The sequence below is a fragment of the Spirosoma arboris genome (genome assembly GCF_009754945.1).
Lineage (GTDB): Bacteria > Bacteroidota > Bacteroidia > Cytophagales > Spirosomataceae > Spirosoma > Spirosoma arboris.
Genome location: NZ_WPIN01000036.1, coordinates 1 through 18,193 on the forward strand (window position 1 = coordinate 1; position 18,193 = coordinate 18,193).

Sequence of the window (18,193 nt, forward strand, 5' to 3'; positions counted from 1 at the left end):
CAATATGTTAAGCTATTTAGAAAACCAGCTCACAATGGTTCAACCCCAAACGCTCGGCTCTTAAACGGCTTTCTGCTGGTAACCGAGCAATGTAGCCTGTTATGTTGGCCTCTTGCCACCTTTTAAACAACCGTTCTGAAATGTAAGCTTTCTGCGTGGACAAAAACTGAGTCCCGAAGATGTCTAACTCCTGATCGAAGGATGAGTTAAATACCAGTAAACTGGTTGCTATTGCCCTACCTGTCTGATAAAACACATTCATATAATCTTGGTAGGTGTTAATAGAGACCGTAAAATCTTCACCAAACTTCTGTTTATGGTATTTAAGATTATACTCAGACTGGCTAAAATTTACTGTATTCTCTCCTGTCTCCATATCATACACAAAGTGCCAGTAACCCTCCACGGGCTGTCCTGTCTTTTCCTTAGTAAATATAGTTGGCAAGAATTTATGATTGGGAAGATGAGCTTCTTCCAAGATGGCTTTTAAGCGGTCATTAACAAAGAAACCTCTCAAACCATCATCAATGAAATCTGTCAGTTTGGCTCCTTCTTCAAGGATAAGCCCAACCAGTGTTTTCGGGGCATACAGTTCATATTTGGCCCAATTCTTCCAAGATTCTTGAGGCTTTTGGTGGAATATCTCGTAATGCCATTTGTTAAGTTCATTAAAGGTGTTACTCACCTTCAACTGCCCAGCACCATGGCTTACTCCTACAACCTTAGGGTCCACGTTCTTACCTAATTGGTAATATATCATACTCTCCAAACTGTTGTATAATCTAAAATATATTGTCTAAAGCCTACAATCGACAAAATATAAATATAACTGAAGCGGCATTTCGTACTTTGGGAAGTATAGTACGAAACCAAAATACTAACTATTGTGTGAAAGTTTGTCGAAAGTTGTACTTTCCTAATGTAGGCTCATTTTATTGAATTAGGATTTTCCTTCCAATGTTACTCTGCTACGATGGATACAAAAAAGCCTGGTTGCAACTTGCGTTCCGGGCTTTAAACTAGGGGTCAAACCTATTTGATTCGATTAGGCCGAGAAATTCACAGACACGTAGGCTCAATTTAGCTTTCGTAAGTCATTGATCGACGCGGCAAAAAACGCAATCTCGTACTGAGCGATACGCTCCAGTAGCAAATCCATTTTCTCCACCAGTAGGGTTGCTTTCTGTTCCAACAGGGCCACTTTCTCAAGTGGTTGCCTGTTGAGCTTATCTGTAAGGTAACACTGTCTGTTCCAACAGGTCAATAATTCACACTGGATATGGCCAACTCCTGAGCAACTATACAGATCGTGAGAATCATGGGGAATAGATGCTGATTTCAGGCCTTAATGGAATTTGTGAATTTGGAAAAGACACAGGCACGTGTCCCACAAAAAAAGCGAACCATTTTCATTCACCTTTTTTGTCCTACCGCTATATAGTCATCAGCAGCTCAGAGTTACCCTTCGATTCCTGACTGCCTGATACATCATGAAATTGCCCTACATTGACGCATTACGAGGAATGGCCATTTTAAGTGTTATCTGGTTCCACTGTCACCTCTATCACTATAGCGATCCCCAATTTTATTCCTTCATGGACAAAATGGGTTCGCCAGCAGCTATGGGCGTTCAATTATTTTATGTAGTCAGTGCCTTTACCCTTTTCTTATCACAGCAGCGAACTAACCAAGTTAGTACACATACGATCGACTTCTATATCCGACGCTTCTTCCGCATTGCTCCTATGTATTACCTGGCTATGACCTACTATCTAATTCAGATGGCTTATAGCAATAACCAACCTGTTGCCCTGGTGATTGTGGCCAATACATGGGGCATTATTGCGAATATTTTGTTGGTACATGGCTTAACACCGCTATGGATGAATAGTATCATTCCCGGCGGATGGTCAGTCGGAATTGAAGTGATCATTTATATGCTGATTCCCTACTTATGCACGATCATTACTACGTTAAATCGGGCTATTTACTTTACTGCTTGTTCATTGCTGGCAGGTTATGGGCTTACAGTCATCTTGTATCAAATCCCCGCTGTTCAATCGAACGAACTGCTGAAGCAGTATCTGTTTTTTTATTTACCCTATCAATTACCGGTGTTTGGTTGTGGAATTATTGCCTATTATGTAGTGCTTAAGAAAGAAAAGCGGGTAAGTCCGTTTACAGTATGCCTGGCTGTAAGTGCAATTAGTCTTATTGTTGTCAGCAAAACAATTAGCAAAGCCTATCTCCTTAATTTACCTCATACACTTCACTTCTGGGGAAGCATAGGATTTATCGGGCTCATCATCGGGTTAGCTAACTTCCCGGTTCGATTACTAGTAAATCCTATAACCAGATACATTGGTAAAATAAGCTATAGTGCCTACCTGACGCATTTTGGGGTATTATTTTGGCTGGATAAGCTCCTTCCCCAGCAAGTTATTCCGGTCAATAGTACGAGCACTAATATGATCAACTTTAACTTAAAATTTATACTGGTTGTCTGCTTGACAATCCTCATCTCTACGATCACCTACGCGTTTATTGAAGAACGTGGCCAGGGGTTCGCAAAAAGGCTCTTACTGGGTAAACGCCCTAGCTGGATTGTTTAATTAAATCGTCAAAACATAGACCAGGAAATCCAACGACCCATTCGCTTTTTGGATCTTGGTCAAAACACACCTAGCTCAAACAGAATGAAACCACTAATTGACCATTATTCCACTCACCCTTTCAAACAACTCTAAACGAAGCGATTACTTATTGTATCGAATTATCCATCTCATCTTCCCATGAAAGCCCTGAGCCGAAAGCCTGCACTGCCATCACGACTTGATGAAGTTTTTCCCTACAGGATTCGAGGATCGCTAGTGACATTACCCTACCCGTGAGTTGCATAGGGTAGCCGCTTCAAGTGAACTATGTCCGGCCAACAGAACCCTATACTAGTTACCCTATCCCCTAATATCCGTAAACGTCCACCCAAAATGAAAATATTGTACGATCACCAAGCCTTTACGGCCAATAAATTTGGCGGAGTGTCCCGCTATTTTTACCACCTCATCACTGTCCTTCGCCGACAAGGTATTGAGGCCAAAGTAGCGATCCGATTTTCCAATAATGAGTATTTAAACCAAAATTCCTGGTCACGCACCCCATCCTTTCCCTATTTTCTGGGCTATAGGCTCACGAACCGACTCTTTTCGCTGATTAATCGGTTGTGGAGTTCAGGGCAAGTACGACGCCGACAGTATGATCTATTCCATCCCACGTTTTTCCATCCTTATTTTCTAAAATACATTGGCGATAAGCCCTTTGTCTTAACCTATCACGATGCCATCAAAGATAAGTTCGGTGCCAAATACGGACACGTTGATAATGCGTCGAAAGCCCAAAAACAGCTCTTATTCAACCGGGCAGCCCATATCATTGCCGTCTCCGAAAACACCAAGAATGATTTGATTGAGCTGTTCCAGCTACAAGCCGATAAAATTACGGTGATCCATCACGCGACTCATTTCCGAAGTATGGAGGTGCCCGATACGGTTCAAATTCAGACTCCCAGTTCCTATCTGCTCTATGTGGGTAGCCGGGAGAGTTACAAAAACTTTGGTCCCTTTCTTCAGGCGCTTGCTCCCTTGCTTAAGAAATACCCATCGCTGCACTTAGTTTGTGGCGGGGGCGGGGCGTTTACGGTCGATGAAAATCGACTCATTGAGCAGTTGGGGATAAGTGATCAGGTAGTTCAGTATATGGTTGACGACCTGATCCTGTATCGGCTATATCAACAGGCCCTGGCATTTGTATATCCCTCGCTGTATGAAGGGTTTGGGATTCCGATTCTGGAGGCTTTTGCCACTGGCTGCCCCGTAGTAGTCAGTCATACCTCCTGTTTTCCCGAGGTAGCTCAGGATGCGGCCCTTTATTTTGATCCTGAGTCGGCTCACTCCATTCGTCACCAGGTTGAATCCGTTCTTTTCGATGCTGAGTTGCGTGAGTCCTTGCGGCAGAAAGGGTATCGTCGGCAGGAAGCGTTCTCCTCGGAGCAAATGGTTCATCAAACCCTGGAGGTTTATCGTCGGGTACTCGCCCTCAATGCCACAACCGATGTAAAAGCATTCTCCCCCGAATCGGTTCAGTAAGTGGAAAATTGGTTGGAAAACGAGTGAGTGGTTATTGCCATAGCTTACCGATTCAATCTTCGAATGGCTGCACTAATTGAGTCTGACGGAAATTATATACCATTGCCATCAACTGAGTTCATTATTCATACCTGATACTAGATACGGGTACTAGTCACCTTTATCCTATTGATCACTCGCTGTGATTGCCACAAGCAAGTCGATCCTACCTGTGTTGAAAAGTTCATGGGTTGTTATGGCTGTTTAACCAATTATTACCCCGTTTGTAGGTGCAATGAGAAGACATACGGGAACGAATGTGAAGCCCTCGCTCATGGTAAGTGCTTACTGGATCAGTGGTATCAGCGGAAATATCAGAACGAGCCGATTGTATTCCGGGTCATTAATGATAACCAAGCCTATACTACCTTTTTCGGCTGTACGAATGTTGGGTCGTTGGCTGCAATTGATTTTAGCAAAAACTCCTTGCTCATTGGCACGAAGGCCGATTATGGTCAGTTTATCAATACCCCGGTTAATATTCGTCAAATCACGCAAGCTCTAGTTGCGGGTACTAATGGGAATTACAGTCTCCAAGTAAAAGTAACGGGTGAAGCCAGTAAGAATGCTCAGGGAGGTGAATGGTTTGCATTTACGTCGGTAGTACCCAAAATAACAAGTACGGTCAATCTAGATATACAGTATCAGTTCAACTAAATTTTGCTGTTTTATAAGTGCCAATATGTTAGATAGACCTTAAAACTGTTGCTGATTTTGCGTTCTTGAAGGCTTGAATGCTAATCGAATAAAGGCGGCAGCGGTTGCCAAATCAATAATGCGCCAAGTTGGCTGAGGCAGCTGAATAGGCTCCAGTGGGTTAAAGAGGATAACTAGCATCAGCAAACCAATCAACGCTACAATTGAGTCCCTTTCTTGTAAAGCGACATAGATAGCTACGCCACAAACAAAGATCCGCAAAAAGGTGAAAAAGCCATTAGGTAAAGACAACGCAGCTAGAGTAGCCAAGAATAATAAAACAGCTGTTGTTAGGAGAATTGCTCGGTAGATCTTCATAATCCAAAAAGAAAATGCACTAGTTTTTCATACTTAAACCTGTTGTATAATCTACAGTATGTTGTCTAAAGCCTACAATCGACGAAATATAACTGAAGTGGCTTTTCATACTTTGGGAAGTAAAATACGAAATGGAATAAAGCCGGTGTGGTGACACAAACGGTTGTAATATTGTAAAAGATAGGGCTATCTTACTTCTTCTGGGATTGTTGATTTATTAGTTTTTTCACCTGCTCGACATTGTTCAAATAAGAAGCCAGATTTAGGCTATTGGCTTCTTTCCCTAGCGAATAAGCCTTTTCATAGCTACTCTTAGCCAACAGCAGTTCTCCCGCAAGTTTATAGGCATCCCCTAAACTATCATAGGCATTACTTGACGTAGGAAACCTAGCCACATTTCGTTTAAACACAGCGATTGACTCAAAGGCTTTCCCACCGAATAAAAGTTGATACCCTAAGCTATTAAGTTGCTCTTCGGGCACTTCAATCGGGTAACCATACTGGGCAGAAAGCAGCCTATAATGCTGTTCCAACTTAGCTAAATTGTCTACCTGAGCAAGCTGCCAGTTTTTATATAAAGCCTTCAATGCCCAATAAAGACCTAGATGTACAACCGAATTATGGGTCTCATCGGAGATAAATTTAAATTGCCAGCTAAGGCCATCAGCCTGCCGGTTCTCTAAAATGCGCTTCAATCGATTGGTACTTTCCTGTAGAAGCTCTGAGTCGTCTGGACAGAGAGTAAAGTAGAGAAATGTTTTTCTAGTAACGGCTTTCGTTAAAACCGTTTCCGCTACTTGTGGTACGGCCTGTTTATCCCACCACAGAGCCGGGCTAATGGCAAAGTAGGCATTAAAATCAGTGCTGTGGGTAAGTAAGGTATTGATACTAAATAAGCCGCTTAATGAAGTCCCGGCTAAGATTTCATATACGTCAGTACGATAGTGGGACTTAATGAAGGGTTTTACTTCTTGATTGATGAAGGAGAGAAATTGCTCAGCACCCCCTCCTGATGGAAAGTCTTTATCGACCCCGTTTTTTGGTTTTGGCGTCATATCCCGTCCGCGATCGGCGTTGATGATACCGACGATGAGCAACTTGGGCATGATACCAAGAGAAGCCATATAGTTCACCATACTCCCCGTATGGACCAAATGAGCTTCTGCATCTAACAAATACAAAACTGGGTAGCGGGCCGTCGATTCCGTATAGCCGTCCGGCTTATAGATTAGAATCGATCGATCTTCCTGAAGTATAGTCGAGTGAATTGTGATTGATTCACCAATGACGATTGGAGCTGGTTTATCCTGACTGGAAGCAAGTGGGCTAAAGAGAAGCACAAACCAAACCGAAAGTGGACCGGTAGCAAACAGCCTTAGCGTACCCATATGATTTAGATTTCCATTGGAAACTTCAGTTTTTAAGGAAGGTTACAGGATATTTAAATGAAGCGGTATAGTCACCAAGCTGGTTTCCTGACAGAATAAATATTGATTATTGAGTGATGCTCTCTCAGAAGACAGACTCGTACCTATTTTGACTCATGTATTTTTTAAGCTTAGTTCTCTGCCTATTTGACCCCATTTGGCCCGTCAGCTACTTTCTTGACATGATCAGGTGACACGACTTTCACAATGGAGCTGCCATCGAGTTTAACTTTTAGTCTGCCCGAGGGCATCCAAGCCAAAACCGTTGCTTTTTCATAACCTCGCAAATAGCCTCTCACCATCTTGTCAACACTGACCCGATCACCGGGCGAAATGACTGGATTCATTAGGAAGGCCTTTTCATATATGAAAAGAAAAAGTTAGGTTTCAGTTTATTTGACTTCTACAATTCGTAGTATATCGCTTCAACAAATACTGTTGTTTCATATATCAACTTGGTTGCGCCCCTTGTAAAGCAAGTTACGACAGTGTATTACTAGACAGAATAAAACTGCCCCTAACTTTTGCTAGGGGCAGTTAATTAAAGCAGTAATTTTGCCTCGGGACTAATTTCTCTCCCTGTAAGGCAGTCGAAGGGGTACCAAGAACAAATATTCTTAATATTACCATTCTCGCTATAAGCGTAATGCGCATGTATTTTCACTAGGCCCCTGTCTACTAAAGCTTCGACAAGATAACGGCGCATATGAATGTATTGAAGCTCGATATTGCCACCTATAGAAGTTACGTTCATTTCTCTTACTGACCCGTTAGCGTAAAACAGTTCGATGTGCAGGATCTCAACATCTTCCTTTTTTGGGAAAGCCTCGCAGGTCTGTCGTTTAGTGACTCCCTTTTTACGTTGATTAATAGCTACCTGTTGGGATTTTTGTATTGCGGTGCTCATAGTGGTAAAGGGTTAAACGGTTTGGGGGTTACAGATGTAGTTATTAGGTTTCTGAATACGTCGTTCTTTCTGGAAATCTCTGTCTTCATTCATACCTTCTTCCATGAGTCGGAAGTATTCTTCTATGTCTGTCTTGATTAAATTCCGCCAGTAGTCCCGAACTTTATCTGTATTGAGAAGAATTTGAACAGCAGCCCAGGCGCGCGATGGGACGTGTGCAACCTTTCGAAAGCGAGTTATTTTTTGAGGTCGAGAAATAGAACCGGCTTGAATAATATGGTTAGTAATTAACGTTTTCATTGGCTTTGAGGGATTTTAGTTGTGAGGTACAGCCTACTATATTCGCAATAGCAGGCTGTCTATTTGTTTCACCTGTTACGCTACTACCATTCGACGGTAGACGCTTTTGATAACAGTTCCTCTTCGCCTAGCTTTGTGACTATGACTAATACGTTTCAGGTATTTTCTATCTAGATAGTTGGCTGTAAAACCCAGTGATTTACCGCAATCTTCGTTCAAAGTATACACCAGCATAGCGAGCGATACGGGAATGCCTTGTCTTTGTAGCAAACCAGAACTAGGGAAAGTCAAATAGTCATCATGCCACAAATAACCTTCCCTATGCTTCCATTTTTCTGGTTCAGTGATTTCGCATAGAATGCCTAATGCCGAATAGTTTGCGGTATTGTCGTGCATGACAGCAATCGTTCTATTCCCCATGCCTCTATACATTCCTTTCATTGCCCCTACCCATCTGCCCACAGTCGTCTTGTTTACTTTTGGCACGGATTGGAATGTGAGATGATTGAACTTTTTGAGAGATTTCATGTTTTTCAATTGCTTTAGAGTTTATTTAAATTGTGAGGTATTGCCCGCTACGATTGCAGTCGTAGCGGGCCTTTTATTTACTATCGTTTTACAAATCGAGCCTGGTATGGAGGAGGATAGGGACGTGGGTATTTAGCTTCCGTCTCCTGCAAAGCTTTCAACAGCTTTGCTATTGCCTTCATATTCGCTTGAAACTCTCTTACGATGTTCTTTTCGCAATATCTGCCCTCGGTAGCCATCCAATTATCAACGGCCAGTTGAAACCATTCTAAGAAGTCTGTTCCAGCCTCGTCAAATAGGCGCCTAACGTATTGGGTATTCTCCGAGGCACTTCGCATCGTATGCGGATGTTGGTTAACAAACCAATGTATCCGCCGATACTCAGGGTGATCTAAACCTATTGAGATAGGCTTTCGATTACGTTCATGTACCGGGTAGGTATCATACCTTGCCATAATCGTGTTGTTTTATCATTAAGAGATAGTAGTAGCTACTTGTAGAAGCCCATAAATTTCTTAACATCAGAAAGTTGGATGGTATACCGACCAGGTAGCAACTCAATTGCATCCAGGTGGTGCAACTTTCCATTGTGATCGGCCTTTCCCTGAACAATCCAATTCCGAACTGTCCGACCTGACACACTGAGAAGTTTACCAATCTCGTTTGATGTATAGCACAACTTGTCTTGAGCTAATTTCTTTTCGACCTCTTCTAGACGTTCAAGAATGGGGGTAATGGCAACATTAATGTGCTCGATTAATTGATCGGGCGTTAATACAATTACTTCGGTTTGCGTTTTCATTTAGTTTATGATTTAAGATGGATAATGGGCAGACTCCGAATAGAAGTCTTACCGTTTGTCTTGTTCAAATGTAGTGCAATAATTTATTGAAAAACAAGTTAAATGATTGATTTTTAAATATTTACTGTTATAGTTAGAAAGACTTTCAAAGTATAACAGTAAAAAAAGGAACCTAATGATATTTGGGTTAACTATTCCCAGCCTTCCTTATCAGATAGTTTTCGATGTGGATGGGGTACGGGTGAAGAAATGTACCCTATTGGCCTGATTTTAGGGCCGGGATACTTCCCCCGCTGCCGATGCGGATCGCAAAGCTGGCGGCTAACCTTCTTCTTTCAGCCGATACTGATTACCATGACAGGGGGTACGGGGTCTTTTTCGGCATATTGAGTTTTCGGTAAGGGGGGGGCACTTTTTTAACTATAACCTCCACTATTTCTGCAATAAGTGTAAAATATGGCCTCTATATACACTCACCCTATTCTCTACTATTATAAACTATTGCATAACGTAATTATATAATTTGTATTGAATATCAATTAGTTATATATTTGAATATATCAATTTTATCAATACTATTATAAGAGATAGGAAATTGATTGTATAACTGTCTGATTTTCAGTAACAATGGTCATTCCTCACGCGCGCGCATAGAAGCGTCTACTGCGTAAGAGAAAGTAAAAAGATGAAAAACAGATAAACCCACTCTCTCGATGTTATATGTAGAAGAAAATGCGACGTTGATTGCAAAAATGTGGAAGGTGGCCCCCTCGACTGTCAGCCGATGGAAGCGAATGGGCAGTATTCCTGATAAATATATCGCTCGATTGCCCATTGACAATGCAGGGCGTGGGGTTGAGCAGAAGTTGCTTGAGCTGGTTGAGGCAGGTTGGCTTAAAGCCAGACCCATAAGCCGGATCATAGGGCATCCAGACAAAATTAATGCATTACTCTCAGCACGTCGGCACCCCGATGACAGTCGCTACCATGTTAATAATCTCGACGGTGATGAAGTGGAGAAAATTCGGAAACTACTTCATAGCATACAGCATTCGTTGGGAGGGCTTTTTTATCTTGCTAGTACTACGCCAGCGGGGAGGCTGTATAACGAAAGTATACAAGTAGGGCTACGTGCTCTGCTAAAACGAAAAGAAATTGATACGGCCAATATACGGGCGAGCATGGACAAGAAACAGGTCGCTAGATTCTGGTCGTTCATCTATGGACGGCAGGCTACCCGAGAAGACTTGGATATAGTGCTGAGTCAGCTAAAGATATTTTTGGAATTATTAAGCTAGTTAGGTTTGATATTGACTACTGTCCTGTTTAGTGCTTATTATGTCAGTCAGAAGATATTGAAAGAGTAGCCGCATAAATTCTTCGGCTTTATGTACAAACTTCTCTCCATTCCCAACAGTAATAACGATGACTTCTCCTTCGCAGTCGGGTAAAGTGTGGGGTATACTCCAACGCAAGCCTACCTTTTATGAGTTGACCGCAATGGTCATGTCGCTGTTGTTTCTTTTGTCGGCGATCTTGCCTACTCTCGAAGGGTGGGTATATCAGGCATTTCGCGTCATCTGGTTGATTGGTTTTTTACTGCTGTTTTCTTCCGATGGGCCGATAACTGGTCGTAATCGACCGTTCTATTATTCTATATGGGTTGCTTCGTCAATGGCGATGTTTATAGCTATACAGGGTGGATTTCCCTTTGATAATATCACTGGGCAGGTTTGGAGGATGGCAGACGTTGCCTGGATCGTAGTCATTCTCCGGGGAGCATATACGTATCATTATCGCGATACCAAAGAAATTGCAAAGCCTCTATTCTGATAAAATGGGGATTGGATTGGTAGAGCTTAATTGCCCGGATGCTAAATTAAAGTATCAGGGCAATTAAGCTCTACAACCTCATCGGCGTCGATGATGAATAGTTTCTTCTTCTGTGCCTGTCAGATACTCCAAGCCATAATTTGCGTCCTGATCTCGCCGATGTGTGTGATGGCGATGAGTACGCGATCTAGCTTTGGGCTTTGGCTCCGGCAATAGCCAGTTTCCGATTAGGTGATTGATCTGCCGTACAGCTTCCATTGGTACACCTGCCCGAACAGCTCCCGCACGTAAAGCATTTTGCACCGCCTTCGTTACCTCCTGTTGGAATGCTCGTTCCGATGAATAGGTCTTGCTGGTTACATCAACGATCAATTCTCCTACCGAATTAAATAAGTCGGCTACCACTCCAATAGGATTGACATTAAAGAACTCACGCTTACTGCTCGGATTAGACGCCATGTAGGCTATCGCTGCTGTCGCGTCCCCCAGTTCAGCCGGAAAGAGTTGCGATAATATTGAGGATAGATAGGTCATTCCATAATCGAGATACTCACTATGCTCCTCTTCCTTGTCGTTCGCCTTTTCTTTATCGTCTTTAATCAGATTTCGAAGAGCCAGCACCCCTACGTCAACTGCTGTTGTAATCAGCGGAGCCAACACTGCGTTAAGCCCTAGATTATATGCCAACCGTAATCTAGCTGCTTTCTTCGCAGGATCAGGAGCTTGAGCTAATTCGATAGTACGGCGAGCCATCGTGTTGAATATTTTTACTCCCTGGCCTTTATAGAGTAGTAGAAGCTGCTCGACGGGGTTATTGGCAAATTGGATCGACGCCCGATCCGTGCGATCAAACGTCTGGTTGGAGTAATAAAGAGCCTCTTTTGCCCTGGTAGCTGCCTCCTGTCTGATTTGCTGTTCACTAAAGTCAGGGTTGTTAGCCACTACCTGCGCCTTGGCGGCCCGGTATAAGGCTCCTACAACGGCGGTGTCCGCTCGCTGGGAGATGCTCAATCCGTACTCCTCAAAAAAGGAGCGGAGTTTGTTTTTCGTCTGATTAACATACCCAGCCACGTCGCGCTTGGATGACCAGTCATCGAAACGAATATCTGGGTGTGTCTGCCCCTGCATACGCCAGCGAAGTACATGACTATCCGGCGTGTCGATAGTGGCAAGCTCCGCATTGATCTCATCGAAATCGGTAGGATTACCAAAATATCCACCTCCCTGGTCACCACGGCCCACTAATACATAGGACTCACCTATCATTTTAAAGTATAATGGAGCGGCATCTCGCAGGTATTTAGCGTCAATAGCCCCGGACCCAAAAGCAGACACAAAGCCGGTAATCTGTTTTAGGGGGATCGCAATGTTAAAGGCGAAGCGGGAGAGCGTTGCTAACCTTAAGAGCTTACCTATGTCATAAGTCCCCACTAGTTTAATTGTATTTGCTTTATGAACGGCATCGGGCATCTGATACCCTTTGGCCTGCCGGTTCAGTGCATCCGTAATACTTGCCAGACCGCGACCCGCCAAGTGTGACTGCTGACGTGCGGCCAGCCCTTTCAGATTTTGCCAGAGGGGCGAGAGCTGAACGAAGTTTTCCGCTTCTCGCTGATAGCGATTTGCTGCCGACAGGAAGCCATCAGCACTCACCCACTCAGAAGCTCCTTCGTCCCGTCCTTTTAGTAGACCCGCGTCGTCAACGAACTTATCAATCGAGCGGGCCATGATGTCGGCTTCCATTGATACAGGCGAAAGGGGGAAGTAGTCGGCCAATTGTGCCAATGTCTTGCCTGTCATCAGCCGATGAATCCGGGCGATGGAAGGAAACATCCTATTGCTATGGTCAGACCAGGCTTGCATCAGCGCAATTGTGCCCGCGTCATGGATGAACACGCGATCCTCCAATGCCCGAAGCTCGGTCTTATTAAGCCGTACAAAGATGGGCGCATCGGGATTGTCAACGTTGGGTAACTTGAATCCCATCGTCGGCTCGATACCCTGCGCCATTTTCTGGGCGTGTTTTGGATCGAAATGGCCCTTGCTCTTTATAGTTGAGCGGTACTGTGCCGCCATATGAACAACCTGATCAACAGGCACCTGTAGACGGACAGGCTGATTCTCCACCAGTCCGGTAATGTCCCATTTTTCGGCAGTGTTCCAGGTCATGGCTCCCCGGAAGACGGTTCGCCCTTTGAGTAGTATATAAAACTGCTTAAAGGCATGGTACCCTGCTGTTTTCATAGGAGCAACTATTTCTAGTTGCTGTTGCAGAATGTTCTGGTACTGTATACCAAGCAAACTTTCACCATAAACAAGAAGGCCCAAATTGCTGTGATCGAGAAGATTGGCATGTGTTCTTAACCAGGTAGCTAAGCCTCCATTGCGATCAAATTTGTCCTGTACCTGCCTAATAGTATTGAGTTCATCTGCGATATCTACTTTCTGTTGGGAGTAAGCACCCGTAGCTGGGTTATAGACTTGCTGATAATTATCGACAATATCTTGGTATTGATTCTCTGTCAACAGGTCGCCATTGGCTGCTAGCCATGCCTCGTCCATCACCGAAGGTAGCAGGACGGTAGCCTGTGTTGGGCGCTGTGCCTTCTGAGACTGTACACCTTCTTGAGCCAAGTCATCTGAGGTGTTCATTGAGAGAGTCCGACCGGATGTCAGTTCACGAGCACGCGCCGTCAGGTAGTCATCGAGTGTGCTTTCCATTGACAACGGAAAGCCTACTGCTTCACCAATCCGGTGCATCATTAATCCGGCCCACGTCTTAAAGCGCTGAATAATAGTTAGCGAGGACAGGCTCACCCCTTTCTCGGCAATTGCAGTAGCCAGGGCTTCTTCACGAATCGCTTCTTCATTTTTCAGATGGGGATGCGATGCTCTTACCTGGTCGATATACACACTGCCGTCAATGAGCTGATGCCCTCGCTGATAAAGCTGAGGAAAGTACTTTCTCAGTACCGTGTTGTAGATGTGGGCGTATTCATGGAGTGGCGTATCAGCAGTAGCCGTATCAAGATTGATATAGACAATCCCATTTTCAACCGCTCCTCGGTCAGCCTCTCCGAAGCGTTCCACCATCTGACTATTACTCAGTGTTTCAATCTTCACACGCGGGAATGCCTTGCGGAGCTTATTGATCCAGTCGATCAGTACCTGGGGTGGTGTCCGAGGAATAGCTACATCTTCTGGGACGGCCACCTGCTTACGCACCACACCCTTCCGTTCGGATAGAATCTTTTTTACACGAGTGATCTCAGCGGCTGGTGGCTCCGATAGTTTACTGACGGGTACCGTCCGTTCGACATTGCTGAGCACAACCCGTACCTTGGCATTGCCATCATCCCCAACGGATAACACATCGACCAGCACCTGACCACCCGACGTTCCGGGAGCCATCATCTGCTGACCGGGCTTCACCGTAGCAGCAGCCTGGGCCTCCTCTTCGGCAGGAGCTGGCAGATTCTCATCAATAGAAATAGGTTTACCCGATACTGCCAGTATGGCGCTCGCTGGATGAGGGAAATCTTCTTCCGCTGTTCCTTTTCGGTTCATACGCCGAACGATGATGTCGCCCTCGGCATTCTTACCCCGGATCACACCCAGCGTTTCAGTACCCCCACTCAGTAGTACCCGTACCTGGGTGCCGACTGTCGCTATCCCTTCGGGCTGTGGCCCAGCCTGATAAACAGGAAGCGAAGTCGATTGATCCGGCACATCAGCTACCTCTTCGGGATCGACGCCCAGCGCATCGGCCAGCGTGGTAGCCTGTTGACTTTTGTGCGCTTCGACTGCCTGCTGGGTCGCTAATGACTGTTGTACCAACTTGTCACCATCAGCCTTGGTAGCCTCCTCGACGGGCGTTTTTGGTGCAGTTGCTGGGTTGTAGAGTGCATCATCTTTCTGGTAAAAGACTTCCCCCTTCTTGACCAGCTTTCCGGTGAAGGTATACTCAGCCGGTGATAGGGTTTGAATGTCCTGGGTTACATCGGGGCGAGGACTGATCGTATCATTGAACGATGGATTAATCATACTGTCCCGATAGGTATAGGCACGACCAATTCGTCCACCATCTCCTTTACGGATGATGTATCCAATGTACCCCTTTTCCGTCTTCACCAGTCCAACAACCGTATTTGGGTTTGGCTTGTCTGAGATCGTCACTCCGTTGGGCGTTACAACCCCATAGGCATCGAAGGAACTGGGGTAGTCCAGTGATGCTATAGGGGCACTCCCGTTCTGATATGGGCCAGGCGTTGAAGAAGTTGCTGCCTCGACTGCTGGGCTACCTGTACCGGCAGGCTCAGCAGTTGGCGCATTCGCCAGTTGGGTTGAAACTGATCCATCAGATCCCGGTACAGTTTGGGTGCCTGACTCCGGGCTTCCGCCCTGTCCATCTTGGCTATCTTCTCCCGTACTTCCGCCAGGGCTTCCTGCGGTGTCGGGGTTAGTATTGATTTGTGCTGGCTGAACCGGCTCATTGGTAGGTGATTCTTTAGCGTTAAGTACTTGAGTAGTTAATTCATCGAGTGAAGCCATGTACACCGATTCATCCGTCTGATCGAAACCATCGAAGAGAATTTGCTGCCGGTCGGTCAGGCTCTGCCCTGACAGTTGGCGGGCAGCAATATCAGCAATGACCTCATTAGGTATCTGGTCAGAGTCGATGATCTGATTCCAGATACTATCGTCGATTACCTCTTCACCTGCGTCCAGTATTGGCTCAATTTGCGTGGGCGTATCAGCCGCGAGAGCATCCTGGGTATGTTCACGCTGCGAAGCGGGCGAGGCTTCGGGAGCGGTGACCGGCCAGTTGTTTCGCTCGGCGAGTAGCTCAATGTATTTTCGTTCATCCGAATCAGCTTTGTTTTTGCCCAGTTGTTCGTAGCGGGATTGTAACTGCCCTTCACTCATTGCATCCAGTGCGGTCACCGTTGCCGCTGGTAGCTTGGCTTTTAGCTTGTTACTGGTCTCCTCATTTCGACGCATCGCCTGCTTCCAGTCCTGACGAGCCAGTGCCTGCTCCGGCGAATAGGTGCCCAGTATCCGACGAGGATTGGACTTGTCGGTCAACTCGTCCAGTGTGCCCGTGATTGGCCCATCGGGGTGAGCAATGGTCAACGTCTGATTACCCTCAGCATCGATGTCGGTCTCCACTGGATAGCTCTTAGTTGGATCGTCAGCCAGCACCACACGCTGACCCGTCGTGTACTCCCGATGGTTGCCCGTTTCATCTAATTGATGCGAAACAAAACCATCGGCCAGATTATCGCCGACTGATACGTCACCGACCTCGGCTTCGGCCACATCGGGATTCTGATCAGCAGTACGGGGAATGCTCTGCTCAAAAGGGCGAGCATCGAGCGCACGAACCTGTACGCTGGTTGGCTGGTCTCCCGACTGAACGGGTGGTACTTCGACGGTTAACGTCTGTCCGTCTTCGGAGATGTTCGTCACGGTACCATCGACATCGGAGCGGTCGTCCAGGTTCGATCCGACAATCCGGTCGCCTGGTTGATACTTCCCAATCACATCATAGCCTTTGGCCCAGTCCTGATATTTACCCTGACTGGTGAGTCGATTCTGCACATCGGATAGGTACTTCACCCGTCGCTGCTGGTCGGCTAGTTCGGGTGCCAGTTGACTAGCCAGGTTAGCTGCCACAATCGGATCGACGGGTGTAGTAACAGGCTGACCATTCTCATCAATATCGGTTACCGTTGGCTGGTCGGATGTCAGTGCATCGTGTTGGGCCTGCAACTGGGCGAGTTGATTCTGCTGGTCAGGCAGTTGATTGTAGGCAACATCATAATACTGAAACTGCGTTTTCGGATCAACCTGGTAGGGATTCTTAAACGAGCTAATGACCGAAGCCATCCGATTCACCTGATTCCGAAGTACGCCCTGCTGCTCGGCATCGGCACTTCCCCATTTGGTTAGCCCATTTTGTAGTGAACTAACCGCACCGTCCAGCCCTTCTTTTCCGCCATCGAGATACGCATCCTGCAATACCTTAAATGCGGTCGGATGATACGTACCATTATGATGCAGGATCGCTCCCATCGGCCCACCGACGAGTCCTCCCAAAGCAATCGAGTTAATTAATCTGGCGTCGGCAGCTCCTCCCTGATCGGCGAGTTTGGTGTTGCCCGCTGCTTTATCAAAGAGTTTTTCGATAAGCATCTGATAGCTTTCCTGAACGCCTTCCGTTCCCACTTCGACGGCGAACTGAGTCATCCCCTCTTTCATTCTGCCTTTTACCCATTGCTCGGCAAAGGTCTTTACCAGGGGCTTGAGCGTCTCTTCGGTGACTTCCCCACTCATCCGGCCAATCACCTGTTTGACGAGTTCTTTCGAGAGCTGACGACCAGCACCGCCCGCAGCCAGTGACTCGACTCCGGTAAAGGCATCAATGGCCGCTACCACCGGAGCAACAGCCGCCGTGAAGGCAGCAGCCTTGTGACTATCTCCCGTTGCTTCCAGTGCATCCTGATAGAGTGGTTCCACTTGGGAAGTCACACCCCCCACAAAGCGCATGGCTCGCTCGGTACCTTGGGCGGCCCTGGTTAGTTCGGCAACCCGTTCGACATCGCCAGCCGCTTTCGCAGCCCGGAGCGCCGAAGTACCAATGCCGATGGCCTTTGCGCCTTTGCCTACCAGTCCCGGCCCAATCATCGACGCCAAAAAACCCAGACTCTGACCGATACTATGGGCTGCTCCCTGAATACTATTATAGTGCCAGTCGCCCGAATCGTCCTTACTGAACAGTCCCTGATCGAAAGCACCACTGGCGTCCAGGTCAGCTTTGCCCTTATCGACGAAGTGAGCGACGGCATCACCCAGTCCTTTAAAAACTTTATTGATTCGTTCGCTGTCGGCTTTAGCTCCGGCATCCTGCTCGCCAAACACGGCAGTATTCAGCGCACCAGCCGCATCATGGAGTATCTGAGGTGTGCGGGCAATGCCCGTTGCGGTATCGAGTAATCCGTTCCAGGCAGCTTTACCTAATTCGCCTAGTGTACTCGAATCTGATAAATCACTTTTAGCGGGGGCAGCCGAGGTAGATTTGATGGAGCCGTTTCCCCACAAATCACCCTCGAATCCGACCTTTTTAGCTAAGGCTTGAATTTGAATAGCCGTTTCATGGGCTTGCTTCTGACCAGATGCTACATCCTGATTGAACTTATTC

General features: G+C 46.1%; 16 protein-coding genes. 5 read left to right on the plus strand and 11 right to left on the minus strand.

The window, feature by feature from the left end:
- Nucleotides 1–16: 16 nt before the first annotated feature.
- Complete coding sequence (locus GO755_RS40025; RefSeq protein ID WP_157591063.1) at nt 17–760, minus strand: hypothetical protein; 744 nt, start codon at nt 758–760, stop codon at nt 17–19.
- Between the two features lie 315 nt (nt 761–1,075).
- Nucleotides 1,076–1,201 carry a hypothetical protein gene (locus GO755_RS41960; RefSeq protein ID WP_262887052.1) on the minus strand — a complete coding sequence of 42 codons (126 nt, stop codon included), beginning with the start codon at nt 1,199–1,201 and terminating at the stop codon, nt 1,076–1,078.
- 289 nt (nt 1,202–1,490) lie between these two features.
- Between GO755_RS41960 and GO755_RS40030 the strand changes: the two genes are divergently transcribed.
- From GO755_RS40030 to GO755_RS40040, 3 genes are all read left to right on the plus strand, one after another.
- On the plus strand, nt 1,491–2,612 hold the full coding sequence (locus GO755_RS40030; RefSeq protein WP_157591064.1) for an acyltransferase family protein: 1,122 nt from the start codon (nt 1,491–1,493) through the stop codon (nt 2,610–2,612).
- 375 nt (nt 2,613–2,987) lie between these two features.
- Nucleotides 2,988–4,142 (plus strand): glycosyltransferase family 4 protein, encoded by a 1,155-nt coding sequence (locus GO755_RS40035; protein WP_157591065.1) that lies wholly within the window; start codon nt 2,988–2,990, stop codon nt 4,140–4,142.
- A 168-nt stretch (nt 4,143–4,310) separates the two neighbouring features.
- The gene (locus GO755_RS40040) at nt 4,311–4,838 is read left to right on the plus strand and encodes a hypothetical protein (protein WP_157591066.1); all 528 of its coding nucleotides are present in this window, start codon (nt 4,311–4,313) and stop codon (nt 4,836–4,838) included.
- Nucleotides 4,839–4,877: 39 nt separating this feature from the next.
- Here the strand turns inward: GO755_RS40040 and GO755_RS40045 are convergent, their stop codons facing one another.
- From GO755_RS40045 to GO755_RS40080, 8 genes are all read right to left on the minus strand, one after another.
- Nucleotides 4,878–5,195: a DUF6804 family protein gene (locus GO755_RS40045; protein WP_157591067.1), complete on the minus strand. Its 318-nt coding sequence runs from the start codon at nt 5,193–5,195 to the stop codon at nt 4,878–4,880.
- Between the two features lie 191 nt (nt 5,196–5,386).
- Nucleotides 5,387–6,583 (minus strand): alpha/beta hydrolase-fold protein, encoded by a 1,197-nt coding sequence (locus GO755_RS40050; RefSeq protein ID WP_157591068.1) that lies wholly within the window; start codon nt 6,581–6,583, stop codon nt 5,387–5,389.
- A 182-nt stretch (nt 6,584–6,765) separates the two neighbouring features.
- Nucleotides 6,766–6,969 (minus strand): hypothetical protein, encoded by a 204-nt coding sequence (locus GO755_RS40055; protein ID WP_157591069.1) that lies wholly within the window; start codon nt 6,967–6,969, stop codon nt 6,766–6,768.
- A 194-nt stretch (nt 6,970–7,163) separates the two neighbouring features.
- The gene (locus tag GO755_RS40060; RefSeq protein ID WP_157591070.1) at nt 7,164–7,529 is read right to left on the minus strand and encodes a hypothetical protein; all 366 of its coding nucleotides are present in this window, start codon (nt 7,527–7,529) and stop codon (nt 7,164–7,166) included.
- Nucleotides 7,530–7,541: 12 nt separating this feature from the next.
- Nucleotides 7,542–7,829, minus strand: coding sequence for a hypothetical protein (locus tag GO755_RS40065; protein ID WP_157591071.1), 288 nt, complete (start codon nt 7,827–7,829; stop codon nt 7,542–7,544).
- Nucleotides 7,830–7,904: 75 nt separating this feature from the next.
- Nucleotides 7,905–8,357 carry a hypothetical protein gene (locus GO755_RS40070; RefSeq protein ID WP_157591072.1) on the minus strand — a complete coding sequence of 151 codons (453 nt, stop codon included), beginning with the start codon at nt 8,355–8,357 and terminating at the stop codon, nt 7,905–7,907.
- A gap of 80 nt (nt 8,358–8,437) precedes the next feature.
- On the minus strand, nt 8,438–8,812 hold the full coding sequence (locus GO755_RS40075) for a hypothetical protein (RefSeq protein ID WP_157591073.1): 375 nt from the start codon (nt 8,810–8,812) through the stop codon (nt 8,438–8,440).
- Nucleotides 8,813–8,847: 35 nt separating this feature from the next.
- Entirely contained in the window at nt 8,848–9,159 is a 312-nt protein-coding gene (locus GO755_RS40080; RefSeq protein WP_157591074.1) for a MerR family transcriptional regulator, read from the minus strand.
- Between the two features lie 713 nt (nt 9,160–9,872).
- Between GO755_RS40080 and GO755_RS40085 the strand changes: the two genes are divergently transcribed.
- Both GO755_RS40085 and GO755_RS40090 read left to right on the plus strand, forming a co-directional pair.
- Nucleotides 9,873–10,457, plus strand: coding sequence for a hypothetical protein (locus GO755_RS40085; protein ID WP_157591075.1), 585 nt, complete (start codon nt 9,873–9,875; stop codon nt 10,455–10,457).
- A gap of 127 nt (nt 10,458–10,584) precedes the next feature.
- The gene (locus GO755_RS40090) at nt 10,585–10,992 is read left to right on the plus strand and encodes a hypothetical protein (protein ID WP_157591076.1); all 408 of its coding nucleotides are present in this window, start codon (nt 10,585–10,587) and stop codon (nt 10,990–10,992) included.
- Nucleotides 10,993–11,070: 78 nt separating this feature from the next.
- Here GO755_RS40090 and GO755_RS41160 read toward each other — a convergent pair.
- A partial coding sequence (locus tag GO755_RS41160) for a hypothetical protein (RefSeq protein WP_198175075.1) occupies nt 11,071–18,193 on the minus strand: 7,123 nt, incomplete at its 5' end.

Bases quoted from the DNA above. Each gene is read 5' to 3' on its own strand.
- GO755_RS40025 (WP_157591063.1), bottom strand. From the start codon at position 760: ATGATATATTACCAATTAGGTAAGAACGTGGACCCTAAGGTTGTAGGA.
- GO755_RS40030 (WP_157591064.1), top strand. From the start codon at position 1,491: ATGAAATTGCCCTACATTGACGCATTACGAGGAATGGCCATTTTAAGT.
- GO755_RS40035 (WP_157591065.1), top strand. From the start codon at position 2,988: ATGAAAATATTGTACGATCACCAAGCCTTTACGGCCAATAAATTTGGC.
- GO755_RS40045 (WP_157591067.1), bottom strand. From the start codon at position 5,195: ATGAAGATCTACCGAGCAATTCTCCTAACAACAGCTGTTTTATTATTC.
- GO755_RS40050 (WP_157591068.1), bottom strand. From the start codon at position 6,583: ATGGGTACGCTAAGGCTGTTTGCTACCGGTCCACTTTCGGTTTGGTTT.
- GO755_RS40055 (WP_157591069.1), bottom strand. From the start codon at position 6,969: ATGAATCCAGTCATTTCGCCCGGTGATCGGGTCAGTGTTGACAAGATG.
- GO755_RS40060 (WP_157591070.1), bottom strand. From the start codon at position 7,529: ATGAGCACCGCAATACAAAAATCCCAACAGGTAGCTATTAATCAACGT.
- GO755_RS40065 (WP_157591071.1), bottom strand. From the start codon at position 7,829: ATGAAAACGTTAATTACTAACCATATTATTCAAGCCGGTTCTATTTCT.
- GO755_RS40070 (WP_157591072.1), bottom strand. From the start codon at position 8,357: ATGAAATCTCTCAAAAAGTTCAATCATCTCACATTCCAATCCGTGCCA.
- GO755_RS40075 (WP_157591073.1), bottom strand. From the start codon at position 8,812: ATGGCAAGGTATGATACCTACCCGGTACATGAACGTAATCGAAAGCCT.
- GO755_RS40080 (WP_157591074.1), bottom strand. From the start codon at position 9,159: ATGAAAACGCAAACCGAAGTAATTGTATTAACGCCCGATCAATTAATC.
- GO755_RS40085 (WP_157591075.1), top strand. From the start codon at position 9,873: ATGTTATATGTAGAAGAAAATGCGACGTTGATTGCAAAAATGTGGAAG.
- GO755_RS40090 (WP_157591076.1), top strand. From the start codon at position 10,585: ATGACTTCTCCTTCGCAGTCGGGTAAAGTGTGGGGTATACTCCAACGC.